Annotated in this window: 25 protein-coding genes and 1 pseudogene; 24 read left to right on the top strand and 2 right to left on the bottom strand. The window is 65.9% G+C overall.

Annotated elements, in window-relative coordinates; translation table 11 throughout:
• Nucleotides 1-177: 177 nt before the first annotated feature.
• The 8 genes from LFT44_RS00335 to LFT44_RS00300 all read left to right on the top strand — a co-directional run bounded on the left by LFT44_RS00335 (nt 178) and on the right by LFT44_RS00300 (nt 8578).
• Nucleotides 178-1506: an extracellular solute-binding protein gene (locus LFT44_RS00335; protein ID WP_236800443.1), complete on the top strand. Its 1329-nt coding sequence runs from the start codon at nt 178-180 to the stop codon at nt 1504-1506.
• Nucleotides 1503-2438 carry a carbohydrate ABC transporter permease gene (locus tag LFT44_RS00330; RefSeq protein WP_236800442.1) on the top strand — a complete coding sequence of 312 codons (936 nt, stop codon included), beginning with the start codon at nt 1503-1505 and terminating at the stop codon, nt 2436-2438. Before LFT44_RS00335 ends, LFT44_RS00330 begins: the two co-directional genes overlap by 4 nt.
• 1 nt (nt 2439) lies before the next feature.
• On the top strand, nt 2440-3345 hold the full coding sequence (locus LFT44_RS00325; RefSeq protein WP_236800441.1) for a carbohydrate ABC transporter permease: 906 nt from the start codon (nt 2440-2442) through the stop codon (nt 3343-3345).
• Nucleotides 3346-3376: 31 nt separating this feature from the next.
• Entirely contained in the window at nt 3377-4567 is a 1191-nt protein-coding gene (locus tag LFT44_RS00320) for a Gfo/Idh/MocA family protein (protein WP_236800440.1), read from the top strand.
• Between the two features lie 33 nt (nt 4568-4600).
• Entirely contained in the window at nt 4601-5605 is a 1005-nt protein-coding gene (locus LFT44_RS00315) for a sugar phosphate isomerase/epimerase family protein (protein WP_236800439.1), read from the top strand.
• A 46-nt stretch (nt 5606-5651) separates the two neighbouring features.
• Entirely contained in the window at nt 5652-6350 is a 699-nt protein-coding gene (locus LFT44_RS00310) for a ThuA domain-containing protein (RefSeq protein WP_236800438.1), read from the top strand.
• The gene (locus LFT44_RS00305; protein ID WP_236800437.1) at nt 6335-7450 is read left to right on the top strand and encodes a Gfo/Idh/MocA family protein; all 1116 of its coding nucleotides are present in this window, start codon (nt 6335-6337) and stop codon (nt 7448-7450) included. The genes LFT44_RS00310 and LFT44_RS00305 overlap by 16 nt, the downstream gene beginning before the upstream one ends.
• Before the next feature lie 150 nt (nt 7451-7600).
• The gene (locus LFT44_RS00300; protein ID WP_236800436.1) at nt 7601-8578 is read left to right on the top strand and encodes an IS481 family transposase; all 978 of its coding nucleotides are present in this window, start codon (nt 7601-7603) and stop codon (nt 8576-8578) included.
• Here the strand turns inward: LFT44_RS00300 and LFT44_RS00295 are convergent.
• Nucleotides 8575-9726 carry a GGDEF domain-containing protein gene (locus LFT44_RS00295; protein WP_236800435.1) on the bottom strand — a complete coding sequence of 384 codons (1152 nt, stop codon included), beginning with the start codon at nt 9724-9726 and terminating at the stop codon, nt 8575-8577. The two genes, LFT44_RS00300 and LFT44_RS00295, sit on opposite strands and share 4 nt — an antisense overlap.
• A gap of 147 nt (nt 9727-9873) precedes the next feature.
• On the opposite strand from LFT44_RS00295, the gene LFT44_RS00290 reads away from it, so the two are divergent.
• The 13 genes and pseudogenes from LFT44_RS00290 (at nt 9874) to LFT44_RS00230 (ending at nt 22188) form a co-directional block, all read left to right on the top strand.
• Nucleotides 9874-10110 carry a zinc-ribbon domain-containing protein gene (locus LFT44_RS00290; RefSeq protein WP_236800434.1) on the top strand — a complete coding sequence of 79 codons (237 nt, stop codon included), beginning with the start codon at nt 9874-9876 and terminating at the stop codon, nt 10108-10110.
• 126 nt (nt 10111-10236) lie between these two features.
• A complete protein-coding gene (locus tag LFT44_RS00285; RefSeq protein WP_236800433.1) occupies nt 10237-11598 on the top strand; it encodes a hemolysin family protein in 1362 nt (453 codons plus the stop codon).
• Nucleotides 11591-12631 (top strand): hemolysin family protein, encoded by a 1041-nt coding sequence (locus LFT44_RS00280; RefSeq protein ID WP_236800432.1) that lies wholly within the window; start codon nt 11591-11593, stop codon nt 12629-12631. The genes LFT44_RS00285 and LFT44_RS00280 overlap by 8 nt, the downstream gene beginning before the upstream one ends.
• A 295-nt stretch (nt 12632-12926) precedes the next feature.
• Nucleotides 12927-14086, top strand: a pseudogene (rsgA, locus tag LFT44_RS00275) (ribosome small subunit-dependent GTPase A).
• 43 nt (nt 14087-14129) lie between these two features.
• Nucleotides 14130-14846 (top strand): alpha/beta fold hydrolase, encoded by a 717-nt coding sequence (locus tag LFT44_RS00270; protein ID WP_236800431.1) that lies wholly within the window; start codon nt 14130-14132, stop codon nt 14844-14846.
• Between the two features lie 42 nt (nt 14847-14888).
• On the top strand, nt 14889-15992 hold the full coding sequence (locus tag LFT44_RS00265; RefSeq protein WP_236800430.1) for an agmatine deiminase family protein: 1104 nt from the start codon (nt 14889-14891) through the stop codon (nt 15990-15992).
• Entirely contained in the window at nt 15989-17761 is a 1773-nt protein-coding gene (locus LFT44_RS00260; protein ID WP_236800429.1) for an amidase, read from the top strand. The genes LFT44_RS00265 and LFT44_RS00260 overlap by 4 nt, the downstream gene beginning before the upstream one ends.
• A gap of 30 nt (nt 17762-17791) precedes the next feature.
• Nucleotides 17792-18682 (top strand): pentapeptide repeat-containing protein, encoded by an 891-nt coding sequence (locus tag LFT44_RS00255; RefSeq protein ID WP_236800428.1) that lies wholly within the window; start codon nt 17792-17794, stop codon nt 18680-18682.
• 59 nt (nt 18683-18741) lie between these two features.
• Nucleotides 18742-19992 (top strand): D-arabinono-1,4-lactone oxidase, encoded by a 1251-nt coding sequence (locus LFT44_RS00250; RefSeq protein WP_236800427.1) that lies wholly within the window; start codon nt 18742-18744, stop codon nt 19990-19992.
• Nucleotides 19993-20055: 63 nt separating this feature from the next.
• Nucleotides 20056-20400 carry a hypothetical protein gene (locus tag LFT44_RS00245; protein WP_236800426.1) on the top strand — a complete coding sequence of 115 codons (345 nt, stop codon included), beginning with the start codon at nt 20056-20058 and terminating at the stop codon, nt 20398-20400.
• A 105-nt stretch (nt 20401-20505) separates the two neighbouring features.
• Nucleotides 20506-20721: a hypothetical protein gene (locus tag LFT44_RS00240; RefSeq protein ID WP_236800425.1), complete on the top strand. Its 216-nt coding sequence runs from the start codon at nt 20506-20508 to the stop codon at nt 20719-20721.
• A complete protein-coding gene (locus tag LFT44_RS00235) occupies nt 20718-21854 on the top strand; it encodes a baeRF2 domain-containing protein (protein ID WP_236800424.1) in 1137 nt (378 codons plus the stop codon). Before LFT44_RS00240 ends, LFT44_RS00235 begins: the two co-directional genes overlap by 4 nt.
• A 46-nt stretch (nt 21855-21900) precedes the next feature.
• Nucleotides 21901-22188 (top strand): hypothetical protein, encoded by a 288-nt coding sequence (locus LFT44_RS00230; protein ID WP_236800423.1) that lies wholly within the window; start codon nt 21901-21903, stop codon nt 22186-22188.
• A 69-nt stretch (nt 22189-22257) separates the two neighbouring features.
• On the opposite strand, the gene LFT44_RS00225 is transcribed toward LFT44_RS00230, so the two are convergent.
• Nucleotides 22258-22791, bottom strand: coding sequence for a MarR family winged helix-turn-helix transcriptional regulator (locus tag LFT44_RS00225; RefSeq protein WP_236800422.1), 534 nt, complete (start codon nt 22789-22791; stop codon nt 22258-22260).
• A 273-nt stretch (nt 22792-23064) separates the two neighbouring features.
• Here LFT44_RS00225 and LFT44_RS00220 point away from each other — a divergent pair, with 273 nt between their 5' ends.
• Genes LFT44_RS00220 through LFT44_RS00210 form a run of 3 tightly spaced genes read left to right on the top strand, consistent with a single transcriptional unit; the run spans nt 23065 to nt 25045 of the window.
• Nucleotides 23065-23955, top strand: a complete 891-nt coding sequence (locus LFT44_RS00220; RefSeq protein ID WP_236800421.1) for a hypothetical protein — start codon at nt 23065-23067, stop codon at nt 23953-23955.
• Nucleotides 23955-24386, top strand: a complete 432-nt coding sequence (locus tag LFT44_RS00215) for a phage holin family protein (RefSeq protein WP_236800420.1) — start codon at nt 23955-23957, stop codon at nt 24384-24386. Before LFT44_RS00220 ends, LFT44_RS00215 begins: the two co-directional genes overlap by 1 nt.
• Nucleotides 24383-25045, top strand: coding sequence for a DUF3618 domain-containing protein (locus tag LFT44_RS00210; protein ID WP_236800419.1), 663 nt, complete (start codon nt 24383-24385; stop codon nt 25043-25045). The genes LFT44_RS00215 and LFT44_RS00210 overlap by 4 nt, the downstream gene beginning before the upstream one ends.
• Nucleotides 25046-25140 lie beyond the last annotated feature (95 nt).

Here is a 25140-nt window from a genome sequence, read left to right as displayed (position 1 = left end):
CGTCAAGGTTTGGTCAAATTAGGCTGTTTCTCCAAAAATATCCTCTACGATCCCTTGACTACGGGGGTTTTTGCCGCTTTAGTTTACAGCGTGACTTATATCACCGTTCGAAATGTTTCGAACGAACGTCGGAGCTGACGCCCCGTACCTCGACAGCAAATTCACAATGGAGAAGCAATGAAGCAACCCCAGACCTCACGGCGCTCTTTCCTCGCCCTCGCTGCCCTTACTCCCTTTGCCGTTGCCGCAACCTCTGCCTGCGGCACGTCAGGTCCGGGTGCCTCCAGCGGCAATGGTGGCGCCAGCATGTGGTTCCTGTCCGGTGAGCCGAACCAGACCAACATGCAGAAGGCTGTCGATGCCTTCAACCAGGCAAACCCGGACAACAAGATCGCGATCACGTTCTTCCAGAACGACGCCTACAAGACCAAGATCAAGACCGCGATTGGCGCCAACCAGGCACCCACCATCATCTACAACTGGGGTGGCGGCACGCTGAAGACATACGCCGAGGCAAACCAGGTTGAAGACCTCACCAGCTGGCTGGATTCCGAACCGGACTTGAAGAAGAAGTTTTTCCCCTCCACCTTCAGTGCCGCCACGGTCAACGGCAAGATCTACGCCCTGCCCAACATGTACGTCGGTCCGATCGTCCTGTTCTACAACAAGGAACTTTTCCAGAAGGCCGGCGTCACGCCGCCCAAGTCCTGGGACGACGTCATGTCCCTGGTCAAGACCTTCAACGGCATGGGGGTGGCACCCTTCTCCCTGGGCGGCCAGTCGCGCTGGACTTCCATGATGTGGCTCGAATACCTGCTGGACCGCATCGGCGGACCCGACGTGTTCAAGGCAATCTTCGAAGGCAAGCCCAATGCCTGGATGGACCCGGCTGTGATCGAAACCGGCACCAAGATCCAGGAACTGGTCTCCGCCGATGGCTTCATCAAGGGCTTCTCCTCCATTACGGCCGACTCGAACGCGGACCAGGCCCTGCTGTACACCGGCAAGGCCGCCATGATGCTGCATGGTTCCTGGACGTACGGTCCGATGAAAAAGGACGGCAAGAACTTCGTCCAGGACGGCAAGCTGGGCTTCGTCCAGTTCCCCTCAGTTCCCGGCGGCAAGGGCGACCCCAAGAACGGCGTCGGCAACCCAGCCAACTACCAGTCAATCTCCGCGAAGGCCAGCGACAAGGAAAAGGAGTCGGCCAAGAAGTTCCTCAAGGACGGCATCATGACGGACGCGATGATCGACGCGTACATCAACTCCGGTTCGGTCCCCATTGTCAACGGCATCGAGAGCAAGCTGAACACGTCCCCGGACAAGGATTTCCTCAACTTCGTTTACGACCTGGCTAAGAACGCCCCCAGCTTCCAGCAGTCCTGGGACCAGGCACTGAGCCCCACCGCCGCCGAGGCCCTGCTGAACAACATCGACCAGCTGTTCCTGAAGTCGATTACGCCGCAGCAGTTTGCCGAGAATATGAACGGCACCCTCGGGAAATGAGTAACGCCGTCTCCACCGCCCCGGGGCCCAGCGTCGGCGTCAGGAATTCCAAGCAGACCGAACAGCGCAAGGCCGCGCTGGCATGGCTGACCATTCCTGCACTGTTCTTCTTCCTGGTGTTCGCCGTCATCCCGCTGGCTGGTGTGCTCATCCTCAGCTTCACCAGCTGGGACGGCATCGGTGCCATCGGGGCGGCGGGACTGGACAACTGGTTCTCCGTGCTGGCAGATCCGGGGCTGTACAACGCCCTGGGCCTGACCTTCCTGATCATGATCGTCTCCTGGCTGGTCCAGACGCCCATCAGCCTCCTGCTGGGCGTCTTCACCGCGGGAAGCCAGCGCTACCGGGCGGTCCTGGCCGTGCTGTACTTCCTGCCCCTGCTGCTGTCTTCAGCCGCCGTCGCCATCGCTTTCAAGGCGCTGCTGGATCCCAACTTCGGCCTGGCAACCGGCCTCGGCCTGCCGTTCCTTGCCCAGGACTGGCTGGGTGTCCCGCAGTTGGCCCTCGGCCTGGTCATCTTCGTCATCGCCTGGCAGTTCGTGCCGTTCCACACGCTCATCTACCAAGGCGGTGTGCGGCAGATCCCGAAGTCTTTGTACGAGGCGGCCCAGATCGACGGGGCCGGGACCATCAAGCAGTTCTTCCACATCACCCTTCCGCAGTTGAAGTACACGATCATCACCTCCTCCACGCTGATGGTGGTGGGTTCACTGACCTACTTCGACCTGATCTTCGTCCTCACCGGCGGCGGGCCCGGAAACTCCACCCGCATCCTGGCCCTGGACATGTACCTCCGCGGCTTCCGGGCCAACCTCATGGGTCCGGCCAGCGTCATCGCCGTCATTCTCGTCATCATCGGCCTTGCACTCGCTTTGTTCCTCCAGCGCCTTGGGGGCAAGGACAAGCAGGGCAGCCAATTGGAAGGTTTGTAGGGTGAGCACCGTCCTGAAAAGCAATACCCAGGAAGCCCGCACCGGGTCGCTTGGCAGCACTGCAGCCGCCAAGCGGGGACTTGGCACCAAGCTTCGGGGCCTCAATATCCCCGGTGGCCTGGGCGGCTGGATCTGGCTGGCCATCATCATCCTGCCCGTCTACTACGTGGTAATCACCAGCCTCAAGACGCAGGCCGGCTACTTCGGCCAGAATCCGCTGGCCATCCCCACCGAGCCCACGCTGGAGAACTACCAGCTGGTCCTGGAGGCGGACTTCGCCCAGTACTTCATGAACAGCGCCATCGTCACGCTCGGTTCCGTGATTCCCACGGTGCTGATCTCATTTATGGCATCGTTTGCCATCGTTCGCGGCGCCGGCAGGTTCCTGAAGCTGGTCAACGGTATGTTCCTGATGGGGCTGGCCATCCCGCTGCAGGCCACGATCATCCCCATCTACCTGATGATCATCCGGCTTAACCTGTATGACAGCCTGCTGGCGCTGATGCTGCCGTCCATTGCCTTCGCCATTCCGCTGACGGTGCTGATCCTGTCCAACTTCATCCGCGACGTCCCGAACGAACTGTTCGAGTCCATGCGGCTGGACGGCTGCAGCGAGTGGCAGACCATGTGGCGGCTGGCCCTGCCCCTGACCCGGCCGGCCATTGTGACGGTTGCCATCTACAACGGGTTGCATGTCTGGAACGGGTTCCTGCTTCCGTTGGTTCTTACCCAGAGCCCCAGCCTGCGTGTCCTGCCCCTGGGCCTGTGGACCTTCCAAGGTGAATTCAGCGTCAACATTCCTGCCGTTCTCGCCTCCGTGGTGCTTAGCACACTGCCCATCCTGGTGCTTTACGTCGTCGGCCGGCGACAGCTGCTCGCAGGCCTGACCGCCGGCTTCAGCAAGTAACGCCCCGGAATTTACCGAAAGGACTTTCAACATGACCACCGCCAAGCCCCTGCGGGTCGGAATGGTGGGCTACGCCTTCATGGGTGCAGCCCACTCCCACGCCTGGCGCACCGCGCCCCGGTTCTTCGACCTGCCGCTGCAGCCACAGCTCACCGCGGTGGCCGGCAGGAATGCCGACGGCGTCCGTGCCGCCGCGGACAAGCTGGGCTGGGACTCTGTTGAGACTGACTGGCGCCGCCTGATCGAGCGCGACGACATCGACCTCATTGACATCTGCACTCCAGGGAACACCCACGCCGAGATCGCCATCGCCGCCCTGGAAGCCGGCAAGCACGTGCTGTGCGAAAAGCCGCTGGCCAACTCCGTGGACGAGGCTGAGCGGATGACGCTCGCGGCGGAAACGGCCGCAAAGAACGGCGTCTTCTCCATGTGCGGCTTCAGCTACCGCCGCACCCCGGCACTGGCACTGGCCAAACGGTTCGTGGAACAGGGCAGGCTCGGCGAGATCCGCCACATCCGTGCCCAGTACCTGCAGGACTGGCTCTCCGACGCCAACGCCCCCATGACCTGGCGGCTGGACAAGAGCAAATCCGGGTCCGGCTCCCTGGGTGACATCGGAGCCCACAGCATCGACGCGGCGCAGTGGGTCACGGGCATGAACATCAACGGGGTATCCGCAATGCTGGAGACCTTCGTCCGGGAACGCCCGCTTGCGGGCGACATGGTGGGCCTGGGTGGCCACGGCGACCTGAGCGACGACGCCCCGCGCGGGCAGGTCACTGTGGATGATGCGGCCATCTTCAGCGCAAAGTTCGACGGCGGCGCTTCCGCAGGTGCCATCGGCGTCTTCGAAGCCACGCGCTACGCCCTGGGCAGGAAGAACGCCATGCGCCTGGAGGTCAACGGCACCAAGGGTTCCCTCGCCTTCGATTTCGAGGACATGAACGTCCTGTCCTTCTATGACGCGGCGGAGTCCCCGGATGCGGGCTTCCGTCGGATCTTCGTCACCGAGCCCGAGCATCCCTACGTGGGGAACTGGTGGCCCACCGGCCACGGACTGGGATATGAACACGGCTTCACCCACCAGGTGGTGGACCTCGTCACGGCCATCGGTGAAGGACGCCAACCGGAACCATCCTTCGCCGACGCCCTGCAGGTGCAGCGGGTCCTCGCCGCGGTGGAGTCCAGCGCCGCCAACTCCAGCCAATGGCAAAAAGTCTGAGCAACGTACGGCTTCGATCAAATAGGAACTCACATGACACGACCAATCACGCTCTTTACCGGCCAGTGGGCCGACCTGCCCTTCGAGGAGGTGGCGCGGCTTGCCGGCGAATGGGGCTTTGACGGGCTCGAAATCGCCTGCTGGGGCGACCACCTTGACCCCCGCCGGGCCGCCGAGGACGACAACTACCTCCAGGGCCGTCTGGACATCCTCGAAAAGAACAACCTCAAGGTGTTCGCCATCGCCAACCACCTGACCGGACAGGCCGTGTGTGACGATCCCATCGACGAGCGCCACCGGGACATCCTGTCGGCAGAGACCTGGGGCGACGGCGAGCCCGAAGGGGTGCGCCGCCGGGCAGCGGAGGCCATGAAGGACACCGCACGGGCGGCTGCCCGCCTCGGGGTGAAGACAGTAACGGGTTTCACCGGCTCCTCCATCTGGAAAGCCGTGGCCATGTTCCCGCCGGCCTCGCAGGCAATGATCGACGCCGGCTACCAGGACTTCGCCGACCGCTGGAATCCCATCCTTGACGTCTTCGAGGAAGAGGGTGTCCGGTTCGCCCTGGAAGTCCACCCGTCCGAAATCGCCTACGACTACTGGACCGCCAAGCGCACGCTTGAAGCCATCGGGCACCGCGAGAGCTTCGGCCTGAACTTCGACCCCTCCCACTTCATCTGGCAGGACCTGGACCCGGTGATGTTCCTGCAGGACTTCGCAGACAAGATCTTCCACGTTCACGTGAAGGAATCCGTCCGCCAGCTTGACGGCCGCAACGGCCGCCTGGGCTCGCACCTTGCCTGGGCGGACCCCCGGCGCGGCTGGGACTTCGTCACGGCAGGGCATGGCGATGTGCAGTGGAACCGCATCTTCCGGACCTTGAACGCCATCGGCTATGAAGGTCCCACCAGCATCGAATGGGAGGACGCCGGGATGGACCGGCTCATCGGCGCCCCGCAGGCGCTGGCCATGGTCCAGGAACTGGCCCGGATCGCCCCGCCGGCAGCTGCCTTCGACGCCGCCTTCGCCAGCCGCTGACCATGCTTCGCCGGCACCAGCCGGCAACCAAACAAAGGAAACTTTAATGACAGATCGCAAGCACGCGCTGGTCGTCCGCGGCGGCTGGGACGGCCACCAGCCCTACGAGGCCACCGAGCTCTTCATTCCCTACCTCAAGGACAACGGCTATGACGTCCGGGTAGAGGAATCGCCCAAGGTCTACGCCGACGCCGAATACATGGCCGGGGTGGACCTGATCATGCAGTGCATGACCATGAGCACCATCGAAAAGGACGAATTCGCCGGACTGCGGACGGCCGTGGAAAACGGCACCGGCCTGGCCGGCTGGCACGGTGGCATCGCCGACTCCTACCGGAACACCTCCGACTACCTGCACCTGATCGGCGGCCAGTTCGCCTGCCACCCCGGCAAGCACCCGGACGAGTGCATCGGCGAACAGTCGGACAACTACGTTCCGTACACCGTCAACATGCTGCCCGCCGCGGCGGAGCACCCCATTACCAAGGGCATCAAGGACTTCGACCTGGTCACCGAGCAGTACTGGGTCCTCGCCGATGACTACATCGATGTCCTGGCCACCACCACCCAGAAAGTCCGCGAGTGGGATCCCTGGCACCGCGAAGTGACCTCCCCGGCCATCTGGACCCGCCAGTGGGGCAAGGGACGCATCTTCGTCTGCACTCCCGGCCACCGCGTCGAAATCCTCCAGGACCAGAACGTACGCACCATCATCGAAAGGGGCCTGCTGTGGGCAAGCCGTTGAACGTCGGAATCATTGGCTGCGGAGCCATCATCGCCCAGTACCTCACCAATTTCCGGCGGCTGGACCAGGTCAACCTGGTGGCCGTGGCGGACCTGGATCCGGCACGTGCCCGGGCCGTAGCGGATGATTACGACGGCGTCCGCGCCCTCTCGGTCGAAGAACTGCTCGCCGCTGACGATATCGACCTGGTTCTGAACCTGACCATCCCCGCCGCGCACGCCGACGTGGCACTGAAGGCGATCGCGGCCGGCAAGAACGTCTACGGCGAAAAGCCGCTGGCGGCCACGACTGAAGAGGCACGCCAGGTGCTGGACGCGGCACGCCAGGCAGGCGTCGTCGTCGGCTGTGCCCCTGACACCGTGCTGGGCACCGGAATCCAGACCGCCCGCAAAGCCATCGACGACGGGCTCATCGGCGCCCCCATCTCGGCATCGGCCACCATGGTGACCCCCGGCCATGAACGCTGGCACCCCAACCCGGACTTCTACTACCAGCCCGGTGGCGGCCCCCTCCTGGATATGGGCCCCTACTACGTCACCGCCCTTGTGACATTGCTGGGTCCCGTGGTGTCGGTACTGGGCGCGGCCAGCCATACCCGCAACGAGCGGACCATCGGCTCCGGGCCGCGGCAGGGCGAAAAAGTGCCGGTTACCATCGACTCCCACGTCACGGGCATCCTGGTCCACGCCTCCGGGGCGCTTTCCACGCTGTTCATGAGCTTCGACGCCGTGAAGTCCAAGTCGCCGAACATCGAGATCCACGGCGAACGCGGATCCCTGGTGGTGCCCGACCCCAACCACTTCGACGGCGACGTCCAGCTGTTCTCCCTGGGCGCCGAGGACTGGGAAACCCTGCCTGTCTCGGCGGGATACGTGGATGCCGGCCGCGGGTTTGGCATCGCCGATCTCGCTTCCACCCCCCGGGGCAAGGAACCCCGGGCAGGCGGAGCCCTTGCCTACCACGCGCTGGAGGTCATGGAATCTGTCCTCAAGGCCGCGCACAGCGGCATGACCGTAAGCATCCAGAGCACTGTTGAGCGGCCGGAAAGCGTGGCACTCACCGTCCTCGCCGAACAGGCAGACGCCCTCCAGGCGAAGTAGCCCTCTCCGGAACCGGAACCGCGCCGCCCGCCGCAGTGGAGCTAGTTGTAATTCCCGCGGACGTTGTGAACAGCGTGGCGTGATGTAAAGGGCGAGGGCCTCCGGTATCGATTTGGGTTACCACACTCATATCGACGCCAGGAGGCCCTCGTGTCCTACGTTACCCATGCCAACGCCGACCTGACACCCAAGGCCAGGGGTAAGCTCGCCCGTTTAGTCATCGAGCAGGGCTGGACGTTGCGCCGAGCCGCAGAGCGTTTCCAGTGCTCGCCCGCCACCGCAAAGAAGTGGGTAGACCGGTACCTCGTCTGTGGTGAGGACGGTATGGCTGATCTGTCCTCACGGCCTCGGCGGAGCCCGAACCGCACACCGGTACGCGCCGAACGGCGGATCGTCGCGTTACGTTTCAACCGGCAGTGGGGACCGCACCGGATCGCGGCCCATCTCGGTCTTGCCCGCTCAACCGTAGGCAAGGTCTTGGCCAGGTACCGGATGCCCCGGCTGGCCTGCCTGGATCAAGGCACTGGCCTGCCCGTTCGTAAACCGGCGCCGCAGCGCTACGAACACAACAACGCCGGAGACCTCGTTCACGTGGACATCAAGAAGCTCGGCCGTATTCCCGATGGCGGCGGGCACCGCGCCCTGGGCCGGGCGCTGGGCCGTAGGAACCGAAGGGCCGGGACCGGGTACGCGTACCTCCACCACGCCGTCGATGACCACTCACGGCTCGCGTACTCGGAAATCCTCGGCGACGAAAAGAAGGAAACCGCTGCCGCTTTCTGGATCCGGGCAGCAGGGTTCTTCGCCGCCCACGGCATCACCGTCAAAGCCGTACTGACCGATAACGGATCCTGCTACCGCTCCCGGGCCTTCGCAGCTGCCCTGGGCCCACACCTCAAGCATCGGCGGACCCGCCCCTACCGGCCGCAGACCAACGGCAAGGTAGAACGCTTCAACCGCACTCTCGCTACGGAATGGGCCTACGCCCGGCCCTACACTTCAGAAGCCGAACGCGCCGCCACCTACGACCAGTGGCTCCACCACTACAATCACCACAGAACCCATACCGGCATCGGCGGCACAACCCCCATCAGCCGCGTTCACAACCTCAGTGGGAATTACAGCTAGTGCAGCTCATCGCTGCGGGCGGCGCGGTTCCTTCCCAGTGACTTGGCCCTGTACAGGGCCGCATCCGCTGCGGCGATGAGGCGGTCCACGTCGGAGGTCCCGCCGTCGTAGGTCGAAATGCCGTAACTGGCGGTGGGCATCTCCATGCCGTCCGGCGCTTCGGCGCCTGCCAGCCGCCTGCTGATTTCCTCGGCAATCGTCTCTGCCCGTTCGGCGTTGGCCCCGGGGACCAGGATCACGAATTCTTCCCCGCCATACCTGCCGGCCAGGTCGGTGGAGCGGACCGTGGCAACGCAGGCGTCAGCGAAGGCCTGCAGCGCCAGGTCGCCTGCGGCGTGGCCGTGGGTATCGTTGACCACCTTGAAATGGTCAAGGTCGGCCAGGATCAGCGCGCCGGAGCCACCGGTGATGGTGCGGTCGGCCAACTGTTCCGCAGCCAGGTCCAGGAAGGCCTTGCGGTTCAGGAGTCCGGTGAGGTCGTCCCGGGTGGCAACCACCCGCAGGGCGCGGGTCTGCTGTTCGGTGCTCAACCCGGCCATGCTGAAGGACACCACCACCAGCAGCACCATGGTCACCATGGTGGTGACGGCGGATCCAAAAACGGTAACGAAAATGGCCCCGTCCGGGCCCTCCACCAGGAACGCCAGCCAACGGAAGAAGTAATAAGCGGACAGCCCGCCCGCGGCCACTGCCATGGGAATCCGCACCCGCGAGTAGCCCGGCTCGAGCCGCCACAGCTCACGCGACGCCAGTCCGATGGTCAGGCTCATGGCGGCGAGGAACACCGGACCGCCGGACCAGGTGTTGGTGGCGGGATGGTCCAGCAGGGACGCCACCAGGGTGGCAAGCGGAATACCCGTGAAGGCCCACCGGGGCCGGGGCACCGTGCGCAGCGAGCGGGCGCCCGCCCACACGGCAACTCCGCCATGCACCAGCAGCGTGTTACCCACCGGGTTGGCCCACCACTGGTGCGGCGTGCCGTCCAGCAGGAAGCAGGCGGAGCCGGAAAGGAAGAAGAGCAGGGCGCCGCACCACCAGGCGCTGTAGGGCGAGCGGGTTACCCGGTAGGCGGAAAAGTAGAAGAGAACCACCAGCACCAGGGCCATCAGGCCAAACGCGATGCGCAGGGTTGCCGTATCCAGAACCATGTGCCAGAAGTCCCCCCAGAAGCCCGAATGCTGCCCACGCCAGTATCGCACCCGCCCATATGGCGCAAAGCATCCCTACCCCGGATGGGCACCCGTCAAACTCGCCTAGGGTGGGAGGTTAACCATCCGGACAACGTAAGGCCGCCAATGCTCCTCCTCTTCGGGTTCAAGACCGTGTTCAAGGCGCTGCCGGGCAGGACAGCAACCTGCCCGCACTGCGGCGCTTTCATCCACCACCTCCTTGAAGAACAAGCCACGAAATTCACCCTGTTCTTCATTCCGCTGCTCACGGTGTCCCGGAAGTTCCGGATTACCTGCACTAACTGTGGCTACGTTTCGTCCATCAGCGGGCGTCAGAAGCGGGCCTTGGAGCTGCGCCGGTAGGAGGCAGCGGGAACTTCGCCGGTGCCAGCGGAGTTGAACCACATATGGACGACCCTCCTTCACACATGCCCTGGCCCCTCTGCCAACTGACCGGACCACCGGCCACCACAGGAGAGGGGCGCTCCAATGTATGAATGGATCATGTTGGGCATCGGCCTGGTCCTGACCGTCGGCACCGGCTTCTTCGTCGCCTCGGAGTTCGCCCTGGTGAACCTGGACCGGCACGATCTCGAAGCACGCCAGGCCCGCGGCGAGAAGCGCCTGGGCCCCACCATCAAGGCCCTTCGCATCACCTCCACCCACCTCTCGGGTGCCCAGCTGGGCATCACGCTGACCACGCTCCTCACGGGCTACACCTTTGAACCGGCCATCAGCCGCATGCTCAGCGGCCCGCTGCAGTCCGTCGGCGTCCCCCAAGCCCTGGTGCCCGCCGTCGGCTCCGTTGCCGGCATCTTCCTGGCCACGGTCTTCTCCATGGTGGTGGGCGAGCTGGTGCCCAAGAACTTCGCCCTGGCCCTGCCGCTGGCCACCGCCAAGGTGGTAGTCCCCTTCCAGGCACTCTTCACGGCCGTGTTCAAGCCCGTGATCCTGCTCTTCAACAACACCGCCAACAAGATCATCCGCGGGTTCGGCATCGAGCCCAAGGAGGAGCTTTCCGGCGCCCGCAGCGCAGAGGAGCTAAGCTCCCTGGTGCGCCGCTCCGCCGTCGAAGGCGTCCTGGACCTGGACCATGCCACCCTGCTGCGCCGCACCCTCCGGTTCTCCGAGTACAGCGCCGCGGACGTCATGACACCCCGCGTCAGGATGGCCGCCGTCGGCCTGTCCGACACCGCAGAGGACATCGTTTCCCTTGCCACGGCCACCGGCTACTCCCGGTTTCCCGTGATCGGGCGGGACCGGGATGACGTCCTGGGCCTCCTGCACGTGAAGCAGGCGTTCGCCGTCGCCCTGGAGCATCGGGCGGACACCACCGCGGCGGAGCTCATGATCGAGCCCCTGCGGATCCCGGAATCCATGGGCGTAGACACCCTCCTGGGCCTGCTGCGGCGCCAGGGCCTCCAGGTGGCCATCGTTTCCGACGAGCATGGCGGGACCGCCGGGATCGTCACCCTGGAGGACTTGGTGGAAGAGATCGTTGGCGAGCTGGAGGACGAGCACGACCGGGCGCGCGCGGGCGTTGTCCGCGTGGGCCGGTCCGTCACGTTCGATGCCGCGCTGCGGCCGGACGAGCTGCTGGACCGCACCGGAATCGAAGTGCCGGACGGGGACGAGTACGACACCGTGGGCGGGTTCGTCACGGACCGGCTGGACCGCCTGCCCGAGCTGGGCGACGAGGTGGAGGTCGACGGCGGCACCCTCCGCGTGGAGCGCGTGGCAGGCATGCACGTGGAGCGGCTGCGCTTCACCCCCGCCGCGTCCGGCGAACCACCCCGGAGCCCGCACGACCGGATCATCGACGGCCTGACCAGGGAGCTGACCCATGAGTGAATACCTTCCCGGCATCATTTGGCTGGCAGTGCTCCTGGTGGTCAACGGCTTCTTCGTGGGCGCAGAATTCGCCGTCATTTCCGCCCGCCGCTCCCAGATCGAGCCAAGGGCCGAGGCCGGCAGCAAAGCGGCAAAAACCACGCTGTGGGCCATGGAACACGCCACGCTCATGTTGGCCACCAGCCAGCTGGGCATCACAGTCTGCTCGTTGGTCATCCTGAACGTCTCCGAACCGGCGATCCACCACCTGCTGGAGATCCCGCTGGGCCTGACGTCCTTGTCCTATGAGGCGATCAGCATCATCGCGTTCATCGTGGCGCTGCTGCTGGTGACCTTCCTGCACGTGGTGGTGGGTGAAATGGTGCCCAAGAACATCTCCTTTTCGGTCCCCACCCGTGCAGCCCTCCTGCTCGCCCCGCCGTTGGTCATGGTGGCCAAGGTGTTCAAGCCGGTGATCTGGACCCTGAACGGGATTGCCAACTCCGTCCTGCGGCTGTTCGGGGTTGAGCCCAAGGACGAGGCCACCAGTGCGTACACGCTGGATGAGGTGGCCACCATCGTGGAGCAGTCCACCCGGGACGGCATGCTGACAGACACCACGGGCACCCTGACCAACGCGTTCGAATTCACCGCCAAGACGGTTGCGGACGTCCAGGTGCCCATGGCCGACATGGTGCTGCTGCCCGAATCCGCCACGCCCGCCGACATCCAGCAGGCCGTGGCAGGGCACGGCTACTCCCGCTACATCCTGACCAACAGTGCCGGCGAGCCGGACGGCTACCTTCACCTCAAAGACGTCATGGACCTCACCGCGGCGGAGAAGTTCCACCGGCCGGTTCCGGCCAAGCGGGTCCGGCGCCTGGCGTCGGCATTTGCGGGTGCCGACCTTGAGGATGCATTGGCGTCGATGCGGCGGACGGGCGCCCACGTGGCCCGGGTGTTCGACTCAGACGGCAGGACCACCGGGATGCTCTTCCTCGAGGACATCATCGAGGAACTGGTGGGCGAGGTGCAGGACGCCACCAGCGCGTAGTCTGCTTCCTGGGATTGGGTGCGGTTTCCTTCGGGGGCCGCACCCTTTTTGCGCCCGCACCCTAGCGCCCGACGGCGGCGGGAACTAAGGTGGGATCGGTTCTCCCCTGCCGTCCCCGGCAGGAGGACGAAAACCCGCACGAGGGAAGGGAGGTGGTTTTGATGACTGCTGTTGCCGCGCGCCCGGAGCGCCCCGCACCCACCCCATCACCCATCCTCCCGGCTGCCCACGATTGACCGACGGCACCTGCCCGCCATAGCACCGCGGCACCGGGGACCCTCGCAAGGAAACCAACGTGCACAATTCTTCAGGCAACGCCCTGGACAACACCCCCAGTACCACCCAACCAACCCGCACGCTAGCCGCGTACGGCTACACCCCTGCCGTCGCCCGCCACTTCGACCATCACCCCTGCCCGGGCGCCACGGGACGCGGACGGGTGGTCCGCGTGGACCGAACCCTGCTGCTGGTTGCAGTCGACGACGGACTGCTCCACCTGCCCTATCCGCTGTCCGGCGAGCCGGCGGTCACCGGCGACTGGGTCTGGACCGGTCCCAACCGCGCCGGAGGGTGCCAGATCCTGGCAGTCCTCCCCCGGCGTTCCGAGCTCACCCGCAAGCGCGCGTTCGAGGACTCCTCCGAGGAACAGGTCCTCGCCGCCACATGGACACCGTGGGGGTCGTAGTTCCCGTGGACCGGCCGCTCACCCACAACAGGCTTGAACGAACCCTCGTTGCCGCCTGGGACTCCGGCGCCACCCCGCTGGTGATCATCACCAAGGCGGACCTGGCCCAAGTGGCTGACGACGTCGTCGGGAAAGTCATCCTGCAGGCGGCGGGCGTCGACGTTGTGACCACGTCGGCCGAAAACGGCGACGGGGTCGACGAACTGATGTCCCGCATCCCGCCCGGCGGCACCATCGTGCTCCTGGGACCGTCAGGCGCCGGCAAGTCCACCCTGATCAACGCGCTCGTGGGCCGGAAGGTGCAGCAGACCGCGGAGGTGCGGGCCGGTGACTTCAAAGGCAAGCACACCACCACCTCCCGCGAGCTGGTGCCGCTGTCCAACGGCACCGTGCTGATGGACACTCCCGGGGTGCGCGGCTTCGGGCTGTTCGACGCCGGGGAAGGCCTGGGCGGGATGTTCGGCGATGTGGAGGAACTGGCCGCCGGCTGCCGGTTCTCAGACTGCGCGCACGGGAACGAGCCGGGCTGTGCGGTCCGTGAGGCGATCGACAGCGGTAACCTTCCCGAGCGCCGCTGGAACTCCTATCTGAAGATGCAACGGGAGCTTGCAGCGCTGGCACGGCGGTCCGACGTCGCGGCCCAGCGCGCGTACCACCGCGAGTGGCACCAGAAGGTGGTGGCGGCGGGAAAGTCGCAGCGCTGGGCGGAGCGGGAGGCCACTGAGCGCGGCAACCGGAGCGAAGGGAAGGACCGGAAGCGGAAGCGGTAGGAATGCCGTATTCCGTGTCGGGGGTGGGGAGTAGGGTTCGGTCATGGACATCATCCTGGTACCCGGTTTTTGGTTGGACGCCTCATCGTGGGAGGGAGTGGCACCGGCCCTGGAAGCGGCAGGGCACCACCCCCACCCCCTCACCCTTCCCGGCAAGGAGTCGGCGGACGCCAGCCGCGCGGGCATCAACCTGCAGGACCACATCGATGCGGTGGTGGAGGTGATGGACGGCCTGCCCGGCAAGGTGGTCCTGGTGGGGCATTCCGGCGGCGGAGCCATCATCCATGGAGCCGTGGACGCCAGGCCGGACAAGGTGGAGCGCGCCATCTACGTGGACAGCGGCCCCCTGGGCGAAGGCGGCGTGATCAATGACGAGTTGCGGGTTGTCGGGGACGATGTGCCCTTGCCTCCCTGGGAGGATTTTGACGACGCCGACCTGGTGGACCTCGACGACGGGCTGCGGCAGGCACTCCGGGCGCGGGCAGTACCGGAGCCCCGCGGCGTGGCCCGCGGCAGGCAACAGCTGCACGATGAGCGGCGTTACAACGTGCCCGTCACCGTGATCACCTGCGAGTTCCCGTCCGCCATGCTCCAGGAATGGGTCGCCGCCGGCAATCCTTTCGTTGCAGAGCTGGCCAGGATCCGGGACGTGGAGTACATCGACCTGCCCACCGGGCACTGGCCGCAGTTCACCAAACCTGGCCAACTGGCCAAGGCCATCCTGGCGGCTGTGGACGGAACGGAGGCGGATGAAGCCTGAAACACTCTTGCGTGCGGCCTTAGCCGTCCCCATAATAAATGAATGGCATTCATTTATTCGACCACCGTCACGGGCAACGCCGCCCCTGGCCACGCGGTAATCGGCACCGCAACCCACATGCCCGCAGAGTGGGAACCGCACCAGCGCACCTGGATGGCCTTCCCGCCGCCCAACGACACCTTCGGCCCGCTGGGAAGCTCCACCCTTGACCAGGCGCGGGCCGCGTGGACCAGGGTGGCGCGCACCATCGCCCGCTACGAACCCGTCACCGTCATCGCCGATCCCCGGGACGCCACCGCCGCCAGGGAATGGCTTGGCAGTGGCATCGACGTGCTGGAGGTGCCGATCGACGACGCCTGGCTGCGGGACAGCGGCCCCACGTTCGTCCACGCGGCCGACGGGTCGCTGGCCGCGGTCGACTGGACCTTCAACGGCTGGGGCGCCCAGGACTGGGCCGCCTGGGGCAAGGACCAGGAGGTGGCCCGGACGGTCGCGGCAAGCGCAGACGTGCCCGTCCGGGCGTCCGCCCTGGTGAATGAGGGCGGCGGCTTCCACGTGGACGGTGCAGGAACCGTGCTGCTGACCGAAACAGTCCAGCTTGACCCCGGACGCAACCCCGGCGCCACCAAGGAATCTGTCGAGGCAGAAGTCCACGCGGCCCTGGGCACCACCAAGGCCATCTGGCTGCCGCGCGGGCTCACCCGGGACTACGACGAATTCGGAACCCGCGGCCACGTAGACATCGTGGCCGCTTTTGCCGGGCCGCGCACCATCCTGCTGCACCGCCAGGACGACCCCGCGCACCCGGACCACGCGGTCTACCTCCAACTGAAGACGGTCCTCGCCGGACAACTGGACGCCCAGGGCCGGCCGCTGCGCATCATCGACGTCCCCGCACCCACCACGCTCAAGGATGAGGAGGGCTGGGTGGACTGGTCCTACATCAACCATTACGTGGCCAACAACGTGGTGGTGCTCTGCAGCTTTGGCGATCCGAACGACGCCATTGCGGCAGGCATCCTGGAACGGGCCTATCCCGAGCGCAACGTGGAACTGGTGGACGCCCGGGACATCTTTGCCTTCGGCGGCGGCATCCACTGCATTACCCAGCAGCAGCCAGCCCCGCGGGAAGGCGATGCGGCATGAAACTGGCAGAGCACATGCGGCAGCCGGTGGCAGCGGAAACGTTCGACGTGGTGGAAGCCAGTATTAGCCAACTCCGGGCTGCCCTGGAGGGCGGTGACGTGACCAGCGAGGAACTGGTCCGTCTGTATCTTGAGCGCATCGAGAAGTATGACTCAACGGGCATATGCCTGAATGCACTGGTCGTCATGAACCCTTACGCCATTGCCGAGGCGCAGGCGTCCGACCGTCGCCGCGCTGCCGGGTTCACACTTGGCCCGCTCGACGGCATCCCCTACACGGCAAAGGACAGCTACCAGGTTAAAGGCCTTACCGTGGCTGCGGGGTCGCCGGCCTTCAAGGACCTGGGGGCGCAGCAGGACGCATTTACCATCGAGCGCCTAAAGGCCGGCGGGGCAGTCCTGATAGGACTGACCAACATGCCGCCCATGGCCAACGGAGGTATGCAACGCGGAGTATATGGACGGGCGGAAAGTCCCTACAACGCCCGCTTCCTCACGGCGGCGTTCGCCTCGGGATCGTCCAACGGGTCAGGAACCGCCACCGCGGCCAGCTTCGCTGCCTTTGGCCTGGCGGAGGAAACCTGGTCCTCGGGGCGCGCGCCGGCGTCGAACAATGCCCTCTGCGCCTACACGCCGTCGCGCGGCGTCATCTCCGTCCGAGGCAACTGGCCGCTGGTCCCCACCATGGACGTGGTGGTTCCGCACACCCGGACCGTGGCGGACCTGCTGGAAGTCCTGGACGCCGTGGTGGCGGACGACACCCAAACGCGCGGTGACTTCTGGCGCACCCAGCCCTGGATCCAGGTGCCCAAGGCATCCGCCGTCCGCCCGCCGTCGTACCTTGAGCTGGCTGTCCAGGACGCAACCGCCGCCGCAGCCGTCCTTGCGGGCAAACGTCTGGGTGTCCCCCGGATGTACATCAACGCCGACCCAGAGGCCGGAACGGCGCAGGCCCCGGGCATTGGCGGCCCCACCGGCCAACGGATCGAGACGCGCGCGTCCATCCTGGACCTGTGGGCTGCGGCCCGCCGCGACCTGGAAGCCGCCGGCGCCGAGGTGGTGGAGGTGGACTTCCCGGTGGTGTCCAACTACGAAGGCGATCGGCCCGGCGCGCCCACCATCGCCACCCGTGGCCTGGTGTCCCCCGAGTATCTCCGACGTGAAATCGTCGACCTCTCCGCTTGGGCCTGGAATGACTTCCTGGCCGCCAACGGCGACCCCCAGCTAAGCACGCTTGCCGACGTCGACGGTTCAATGATCTTCCCCGCTCCCCAGGGCGCTCTGCCGGACCGCTATGACGGGTTCGATGACGACATCGCGGACTATCCTGCCTGGATCCGGGAGCACGGCGTCCCTGCCCTCACTGACATCCCGCAGCTGCCCGAAGGCCTGGCGGGACTCGAGGAAACCCGCCGGGTGGACCTGGAGCAGTGGATGGACCAGCTGGGACTGGACGCCGTCCTGTTCCCGGCGGCCGCCGATGTCGCCCCGGCAGACGCCGACACCAACGAACGCTCGGCGGACATCGCCTGGCGCAACGGCGTGTGGGTGGCCAACGGGAACCTGGTCCCGCGGCACCTGGGGATTCCCACGGTGACCGTTCCCATGGGCCTCGCCGCGGACATCGCGATGCCGGTGGGACTCACCATCGCGGGCAAGGCCTACGACGACAACGCGCTGCTCCGGTTGGCAGCGGCGTTCGAAGCCACAGGCCGACGCCGTGTACCACCGCCCCGCACTATGCCGCGAGGAGCTGTAGAAAGCCCCTGACCCAGCAAGCCGCATGGGTAGTCTGGAGGCATGGCACCGCCCCTTGCCACCCCGGCTGCCCTGCGGCCTGACTGCTCGCAATGCTTTGCCCTGTGCTGCACCGCGTTCGGCTTCACCCGCTCGGCGGACTTCGCTATCGATAAGCCGCCGGCCCGCCCGTGCCCCAACCTGGCCGCGGACTTTTCCTGCACCATCCATGACAGGCTCAGGCCGCGCGGTTTTGCCGGCTGCACGGTGTTCGACTGCTTTGGCGCCGGGCAGGCCGTCAGCCAGCGGCTGTTCCACGGCACCAGCTGGCGGGACAACCCGGGTTCGGCGCCGGACATGTTCGCCGCGTTCAGGGTCATGCGCCAGCTGCATGAAATGCTGTGGCACCTGGCGCAGGCGGAGGCGGTTGCGTACAGCCCGGACGCCGCCGACGAGGTCCGCCTTCTCCAGGTGAAAGTCCGGGAGGTGGCTGAAGGCAACCTGGGGAAGGTCTTTACTGCCGACGTCGGGAGCCTCCATCTGCAGGTGGGTGAAGCATTGCGCTGGGTCAGCGAGGAGGTCCGCGCGGGGTATTTCTCCGATGGGCCGCAACGCCACGGCCTGGCACCGGGCGCGGACCTGGCAGGAGCAAACCTGAGCGGGTCGGCCCTGTGCGGCGCCGATCTTCGCGGCTCATACCTGATCGGTGCCGACCTCCGCGGTGCAGACCTGACGGCGGTGGACTTCCTGGGCGCAGACCTGCGCGATGCAAGGCTCGACGACGCCGACCTCAGTCATTCCCTCTTCCTCACCCAGGCACAAATCACCGCAGCCCGCGGCAACCTGTCCACGCGGCTGCCCCCAGGGCTTGAGGTGCCCGCACATTGGATTCCATCACCGCCACGCCCGGCCTCCAGCCCGCCGGGTTCGGCCCACCCAGCGGAAGCGCCTTGACAGTCCCGATTGTTAGCGCTGACAGTGGGAGGAAACCGACGCCAACCGAAAGCCACTTGATGAAGAACTGGGCAGGAAACCTCGAATACTCCTCCGCGGATGTCCGGCGGCCGGAATCTGTAGCGGAGCTGGCCTCCATCGTGGTTGATTCGCCGCGCGTCAAGGCCCTGGGGTCCCGGCACTCGTTTAACCGGGTGGGCGACACGGGCGGCGTCCACGTGCTCCTCGATGCCCTTCCCCAGCAGGTCGAAATGGATTCCGCCCGTGGCACGGTGCGCGTCAGCGGCGGAGTGAGTTACGGGGCACTCTGCCGGACCCTCGAGAAATACGGCGTTGCCATCCATAACCTCGCCTCGTTGCCGCACATCTCGGTGGCAGGCGCCGTGCAGACCGGAACGCACGGCTCCGGGGTCAACAACCCTTCGCTTGCCGGTGCCGTGGAATCCATCGACCTGGTCCGCGCCTCCGGCGAGCAGGTCACGCTGACCAAGGCGGACGGGGACGAGTTCCTGGCCAGCGTCGTGGGCATCGGGGCCCTGGGCATTGTCACCGGCCTGGACCTTGCGGTGCGCCCGAGTTTCCGGATGCGGCAGCGCGTCCTTGAGGACCTGCCCTGGGACAACGCCCTTGCCGACTTCAAAGCCATCGTCTCTGCGGCCTACAGCGTGAGCCTTTTTACCGACTACGCCGGTAACACCGTCAACCAGGTCTGGCTCAAAGCCCTTGATGAGGAGCCCGCGCTTCCCAGCCTGTTCGGGGCAACCGCCGCCCTGCGTCCGCGGCACCCCCTGCCGGACATGTCCGCGGAAAACTGCACGGCACAGCTGGACGAACCGGGATTGTGGCTGGACCGGCTGCCGCACTTCCGGCACGAATTCACTCCCAGCAACGGCGATGAACTCCAAAGCGAGTTCATTCTTCCCCTGGAGCACGCCCCCGCTGCCCTCCAGGCAGTCCGCGGGATGGCCGGACAGCTTTCACCCCTGCTTTTCGTCTCGGAAGTGCGCACCGGGGCCGCCGACGAGTTCTGGCTCAGCCCGTTCTACCGTCAGCAGAGCGTGGCGCTGCACTTCACCTGGAAGCCGATGCAGCCGGAGGTTGAGGCATTCCTTCCGGTCCTGGAGGAGGCCCTGCGCCCCTTTGGCGCCCGCCCGCACTGGGGCAAGCTGTTCACCCCCGGCGGGCACGACTGGGAAAAGCTGTACCCGCGCTTCGCCGACTTCCGTTCCTTCGCCGCAGGTCACGATCCTGAGGGCAAGTTCCGGAACGGGCTGCTGGACAGCATTCTGGGTGTCCCGGCCCACCGCTAGCCGCAGCCGCTCCCGGAAGCTTCGGCCGGCCGGAGCGGAGACGTCCGCCGGTACGCTGGAGCCATGACCTTTCGTACCGCCACCACCCGCGCCGCTGCCCTGTCCACCGTATTGATGCTGCTGACCGGTTGCGGCGCTGTCGGGGAAGCGGCGGGCACCGCGGCCAGCGATGCCGCGTCCAAGGTCGCCTCCAGTGCCGCCCAGGAAATCAACCGGCAAATATGCGCCGTAGTGGAAGACGGCCTGGTCAGCCCTTCAGACCGGCAGGCATTGGCCGGCTTGGTCTCGGCAGCACGGACGGCAGGGGTCCCGGCGGAAATCACGACGCCGCTGGGCAAGATCGCCGAGGCCGGGGACCAGGTGCCGGAAGACTCCGTCCGGGCATTGCAGGACGCCTGCCACGCCTGAGCAGGAAGCCCCACCGAACCCCTTTAGCCGCCTGCCCGTTGGTGCTACGGTGAAGTGACGAACTAGTAAGCCTGTGATACTAAATCGCTCGCGAAGGAGATCGTCATGGCAGAACGCGGCAACACCACCCACGGCCAGAATCTGGACGACCAGATGAAGCATGAAGCGCAGGGGGTGGTCCAGGGAAACCAGCCCGCCCATGCCGAGGAATGGCGCGAAACAGAGCCTTTTCCGGATGCCACGGACCCGGCGGAAGTCCGGGAGGCGTTGAATCCTGTCGCCTCGCCGGATCCCCTTCCCACCGAGGAGGGGGAACAGTGACCACCAGCCTGCAGAAATACGCCGACCTGTACCGCCGCCCCGGACCTTGGTGCACCGCCTACGTGCCTGCCGGGACCGGAACGGTGGACTCACTGGAAGCCGGCGATGTCCGCCCGGGCAACGCGCAGGCCCAGCTCGAGGCGCAGGGGGCAGCCGCAGCTGACATTGAGGCAATGGAGCAGGCACTCCAGCCGGCAGCAGGGCTGCCCTCCCCCGTCTCGAGATTCGTCCTGGTCCACAGCGGGAAGGCCGAAATCAACGAGGTACTTCCCGGAGACCTCGTCCTCCCCGAACGGGTGGCCATGGAGTCCATCCCGGACCTGCTGCCGCTGGTCAAGCACCGGCCGGAAGAACTGCCGTATGTTGTGGCGGAAGTCAGCCGGGAACACGGCGAGATCCGGTTGTACCGGGCGGGCGCCGGGGCTCCCAGCAGCGTCCAGGAAGTGGAAGGCGAGTCCGAGAACATCCACAAGTTCCACGGCGGAGGCTGGTCGGAACTGCGGTTCCAGCACCACACCGAAGACATCTGGCGCCGCAACGCGGATGAAGTGGCGGGTGAGATTGACCGGGTGGCCCGTGCCAGCGGTGCACGGCTCATCGTCCTCGCCGGTGATATCCGGGCCCGCGGCCTGGTGAAGGACAACCTCTCCGAGGCCAGCAAGGCGCTTGTATCCGAGGTGGATTCGCACACCCACACCGGCGGGGCGGACAGCGCAAACCTGGAGGATCGGGTCAACCAGCACGTTGCAGAGGTATGGGCAGAAGAACAGCGCAGCGTGATGGACAGGCTGGCGGTCCAGGAGGGACAGGCCAACCCGGAAGCAGCCCACGGTGTGGGAGCCGTGGTGCACGCGCTGCAGCAGGCGCAGGTGGACACCCTGATCCTGGATGACGACGCCCTGTCTGAACGCACCATGCTGGCCCTGGACGCGGAACCGTGGATCGCCACCGCCAAGGAGGAGGCCCTGGGTGCGGAAATCCTGGGCGAAGTCCCCGCTCCGGCGGCGCTGCTTCGGGCCGCTGCGTTGACTGACGCCCGCGTTCTCCTCGTCCCGGGACCGGTCCTGCCGGAGGGCGTCCATGTCGCGGCACTCCTGCGCTGGTCCTCGGGGCCGGGCGTCCCGTCGTCGTAAAGCCCTGCTAACCCTTTTCGCCGAACCATGTATTGGAAGGTGCGCCATGAGCACTGCAGATGAAAACCCGGATGATGTCCTCGACAGCGTGATGGTCCCGGAGGAGGACGCGCTTCCGACTCCTACCCGCACGGGCCACGGCAAGATGCCGGAAGACGTTGACGACGACGATTACCAAAAGGCCGTCGAACAGGAGCGGGTGGCGGCCGGGCTGGCCGATTACGCCCCCAGTGACGTTCCGCCGGCCACGGATCCATTGCCGCCGGAAGCGGCTGATGCCGCAGACCTTGCCCAGCGGGGCCTATTGGAAGAGGAACCGGACGACAACAGTTAAACCAAAAAGCAGTGGCCGGCCCCACTGGGCCAGCCACTGCTTTTGGTTTAGGCAACAACTTCTGTCAGCTCAGTTCTGGCCTGGCTGCTCCCAACCCCGCATGCCCGCCGCCCGCCCCGCCTGGGGACGGTGCCCGGTCCGGTGCTCCGGTGGGGCAAACGGGACAACCCCGGCATCGCGCGTGAGCGGCACCGCACGGACAAACTTCGTCAGTTCATCCCGCAGCACCTTCCACTCAATGTCCGGATCGTCCGGGTAGGCATTGATCTCAGCCTGTCGCGCCGCGTCAACGGCGGCAGCCCCGGCATCCGTCAGCTCAACCTTCAGCTGCCGGCGGTCGGAGGCGTGGCGGGTCCTGGTGATGAGTCCGGTAGCTTCGAGGCGGGTAAGGACCCGCCCCAGCGTCTGGCTTTGCACCCTGATCGCGTCTGCGAGCTGTTCCTGGTTCAGTGGGCCCCCCGTCAGGCCTTCCAATGCAATAACTGCCGCACGGGTGAGGCCAAGGGGGGCCAGTGCATCGTCCTGCCGCCGCTGGATCAGCCGGGCCGCCAAAGTGATCAGGCGGTAGCTGCTCCGGGCGTCCGGATCGAGATTGCTGGTCATCGGCCGCGGCCTTCCTGTAGGTGGCGAAGTGCTGGTCACCCTGCGTCGCTACACCTCTACAATAAGCATGCTTAGCAACATATTCGCAAGTAGGCTTACTATCCGATTGGCAAGCGGCGCCGGCGCCGGCCATCTTCCGACCCAAAAACCGGCACTGCCCCTTGCATTCGAAATGGGAAGTGTGCTTAGTATCTAATTAGTAACCTTGCTTACTAAGTCGCCAGCACTGCTGGTTCTTGATCGCCAGCTAACCCTTTCTGAAAGAGAGCGAAGATGACAGAGAACCAATGGCCCCAGACCCCGCACACCGGCGCCGACCCGGCCATCACTGATCCGTACGGAGCAACAGAGGTGGCTCCCGGGCAGGCCTCCTATGCTGCAGAGGGCGATACCTCGAAGACCCAGGCAGCCAAGGACGAGGCTTCCAACGTGGCCGGCGAGGCGGCATCTGCCGCCCAGGGAGTAGCGCAGACTGCCAAGAGTGAAGCCGCGAACGTGGCGCAGGAGGCGAAGTCCAATGCGCAGGACTTGCTGCACCAGGCCAAGTCGGGGCTGACCAGCCAGGCCGGCACACAGCAGCAGAAAGCAGCCGAAGGCATCCGCAACATTTCCAGCCAGCTGCACAGCATGGCCAGCGCCCCGGACCAGCAGGGCATGGCCAGCAACCTTATCCGGCAGGCAGCCGAGCGCACCTCCTCGGCAGCATCCTGGCTGGAGAACCGCGAGCCCGGTGACCTCCTGAACGAGGTCCAGCGCTTCGCCCGCAACCACCCCGGCACCTTCCTGCTCCTCGCAGCAGGCGCCGGCGTCCTGGCCGGACGCCTCACCCGCGGCCTCACCGCGGGAGCCCCGGAATCACAGGGACAGGTGCAGGCAGGATCGGCCCAGGGCACGGGCCAGTACCGGGCCGTGCAGTCGCCGCCGGTTGCGCCGCTGCACCAGGAGACCGTGTACGCCGCGGGCACCGATGACCTCTTCGATGAGCCGGTAGTGGGCGGAGCCCCCGTTTCCACCAGCACCCTGCCCTCGGGCACCGCAGAGGAGTCCCCACTTCGGTTCGAGGACGACCCCTACCGGGCCGAAAATGGCGCATACACCGGTGAAGAAACCTTCGGCAGCGAAGGCACCTCCGGCAGCGGCCGCCACCAGACGGGTGGTCTGTGATGAGTAGCCAGATTCCTGAGCCGCCGCCCAGCGCGGCGCATGTGAAAGCGGACAACGCGTCCCTGGGCGATCTGCTCGGTGATGTGACCCGGGACCTGTCCACCCTGATGCGCCAGGAAGTGGAGCTGGCCAAGGCCGAACTCAAACAATCCACCTCCCGGGCCGGCAAGGGCGCAGGCATGCTCGCCGGCGCCGGCGTAGGCGGACACTTCGTCCTGCTCTTCCTCTCCCTGGCCCTGATGTGGGCCCTGGGCGCCGTCATGGCCCTGGGCTGGGCCGCGCTGATCGTCGCCGTGATCTGGGCGATCATCGCCGCAGTCCTGGCCTCGATCGGCCGCAAGGAACTCAAGCAGATCAAGGGCCTGCCCCAAACAGGCGAAACCCTCTCAGAAATTCCCCCAACCCTAAAACCAGGTGAGGTAAACCGATGAGCGAAAACCCTGACGTCATCCGAGCAGACATCGAAGCGACCCGGGCACGCCTGGGCACCAACGTGGACGCCGTAGCCGACAAAGTCACCCCGTCCAACATCGTGCACCGCCAAACCGACAAAGTCCGCGATGCCGTGACCGGGGTGAAGGAGAAAATCATGGGAGCAGCAGACACCGCCACCACCAAGGTCCACGACACAACCTCCGCCGGCGCCGGACACACCAGCAACGCCATGAGCTCGGCCGGGGACAGCCTGCACCAGGCCACCGACACCGTCTCGGCCAAACTCTCCGACGCCGGCCACACCGTCAGCGCCGCCCCGGACCAGGTCAAAGCCAAAACCGCCGGCAACCCCCTGGCCGCAGGACTCATCGCCTTCGGCGCCGGGCTCCTGGTCTCCTCCCTGATCCCGCCAAGCCAGAAAGAACGCGAAGCCGCGGACCAACTCAAAACCGCAGCCCAGCCCCTGGCAACCCAGGTCACCGACGCCGCCAAAACCGTCGCCCAGGACCTAAAGGAACCCGCCCAGGAAGCCATGGAAAACGTCAAGGCCACCGCCACCGACGCCGCCCAAAACGTCAAAACCGAAGGCCAACAAGCCGCCACCGACGTCAAAGACCGCGCCACAGACGCCAAAGACCACGTCCAAAACACCTAGCCCGCCTGGCTAGGCAAGGATAAACAACGAAGCCGGACCGCGTGAGCGGGCCGGCTTCGTTGCTGCCCGCCAATAAACCAGGCCCGTCAGGCCCG

The sequence above is a fragment of the Arthrobacter sp. FW306-05-C genome, assembly GCF_021801725.1.
Taxonomy (GTDB): Bacteria; Actinomycetota; Actinomycetes; order Actinomycetales; family Micrococcaceae; genus Arthrobacter.
This window is presented reverse-complemented; position numbering and strand designations above follow the sequence as displayed.

What these genes read in the sequence shown, in the direction of transcription:
- LFT44_RS00290 (WP_236800434.1), top strand. Translation starts at nt 9,874, where the DNA reads ATGCTCCTCCTCTTCGGGTTCAAGACCGTGTTCAAGGCGCTGCCGGGC.
- LFT44_RS00285 (WP_236800433.1), top strand. Translation starts at nt 10,237, where the DNA reads ATGTATGAATGGATCATGTTGGGCATCGGCCTGGTCCTGACCGTCGGC.
- LFT44_RS00315 (WP_236800439.1), top strand. Translation starts at nt 4,601, where the DNA reads ATGACACGACCAATCACGCTCTTTACCGGCCAGTGGGCCGACCTGCCC.
- LFT44_RS00270 (WP_236800431.1), top strand. Translation starts at nt 14,130, where the DNA reads ATGGACATCATCCTGGTACCCGGTTTTTGGTTGGACGCCTCATCGTGG.
- LFT44_RS00245 (WP_236800426.1), top strand. Translation starts at nt 20,056, where the DNA reads ATGACCTTTCGTACCGCCACCACCCGCGCCGCTGCCCTGTCCACCGTA.
- LFT44_RS00330 (WP_236800442.1), top strand. Translation starts at nt 1,503, where the DNA reads ATGAGTAACGCCGTCTCCACCGCCCCGGGGCCCAGCGTCGGCGTCAGG.
- LFT44_RS00295 (WP_236800435.1), bottom strand. Translation starts at nt 9,726, where the DNA reads ATGGTTCTGGATACGGCAACCCTGCGCATCGCGTTTGGCCTGATGGCC.
- LFT44_RS00240 (WP_236800425.1), top strand. Translation starts at nt 20,506, where the DNA reads ATGGCAGAACGCGGCAACACCACCCACGGCCAGAATCTGGACGACCAG.
- LFT44_RS00260 (WP_236800429.1), top strand. Translation starts at nt 15,989, where the DNA reads ATGAAACTGGCAGAGCACATGCGGCAGCCGGTGGCAGCGGAAACGTTC.
- LFT44_RS00310 (WP_236800438.1), top strand. Translation starts at nt 5,652, where the DNA reads ATGACAGATCGCAAGCACGCGCTGGTCGTCCGCGGCGGCTGGGACGGC.
- LFT44_RS00250 (WP_236800427.1), top strand. Translation starts at nt 18,742, where the DNA reads ATGAAGAACTGGGCAGGAAACCTCGAATACTCCTCCGCGGATGTCCGG.
- LFT44_RS00215 (WP_236800420.1), top strand. Translation starts at nt 23,955, where the DNA reads ATGAGTAGCCAGATTCCTGAGCCGCCGCCCAGCGCGGCGCATGTGAAA.
- LFT44_RS00225 (WP_236800422.1), bottom strand. Translation starts at nt 22,791, where the DNA reads ATGACCAGCAATCTCGATCCGGACGCCCGGAGCAGCTACCGCCTGATC.
- LFT44_RS00265 (WP_236800430.1), top strand. Translation starts at nt 14,889, where the DNA reads ATGGCATTCATTTATTCGACCACCGTCACGGGCAACGCCGCCCCTGGC.
- LFT44_RS00280 (WP_236800432.1), top strand. Translation starts at nt 11,591, where the DNA reads ATGAGTGAATACCTTCCCGGCATCATTTGGCTGGCAGTGCTCCTGGTG.
- LFT44_RS00210 (WP_236800419.1), top strand. Translation starts at nt 24,383, where the DNA reads ATGAGCGAAAACCCTGACGTCATCCGAGCAGACATCGAAGCGACCCGG.
- LFT44_RS00335 (WP_236800443.1), top strand. Translation starts at nt 178, where the DNA reads ATGAAGCAACCCCAGACCTCACGGCGCTCTTTCCTCGCCCTCGCTGCC.
- LFT44_RS00255 (WP_236800428.1), top strand. Translation starts at nt 17,792, where the DNA reads ATGGCACCGCCCCTTGCCACCCCGGCTGCCCTGCGGCCTGACTGCTCG.
- LFT44_RS00220 (WP_236800421.1), top strand. Translation starts at nt 23,065, where the DNA reads ATGACAGAGAACCAATGGCCCCAGACCCCGCACACCGGCGCCGACCCG.
- LFT44_RS00320 (WP_236800440.1), top strand. Translation starts at nt 3,377, where the DNA reads ATGACCACCGCCAAGCCCCTGCGGGTCGGAATGGTGGGCTACGCCTTC.
- LFT44_RS00230 (WP_236800423.1), top strand. Translation starts at nt 21,901, where the DNA reads ATGAGCACTGCAGATGAAAACCCGGATGATGTCCTCGACAGCGTGATG.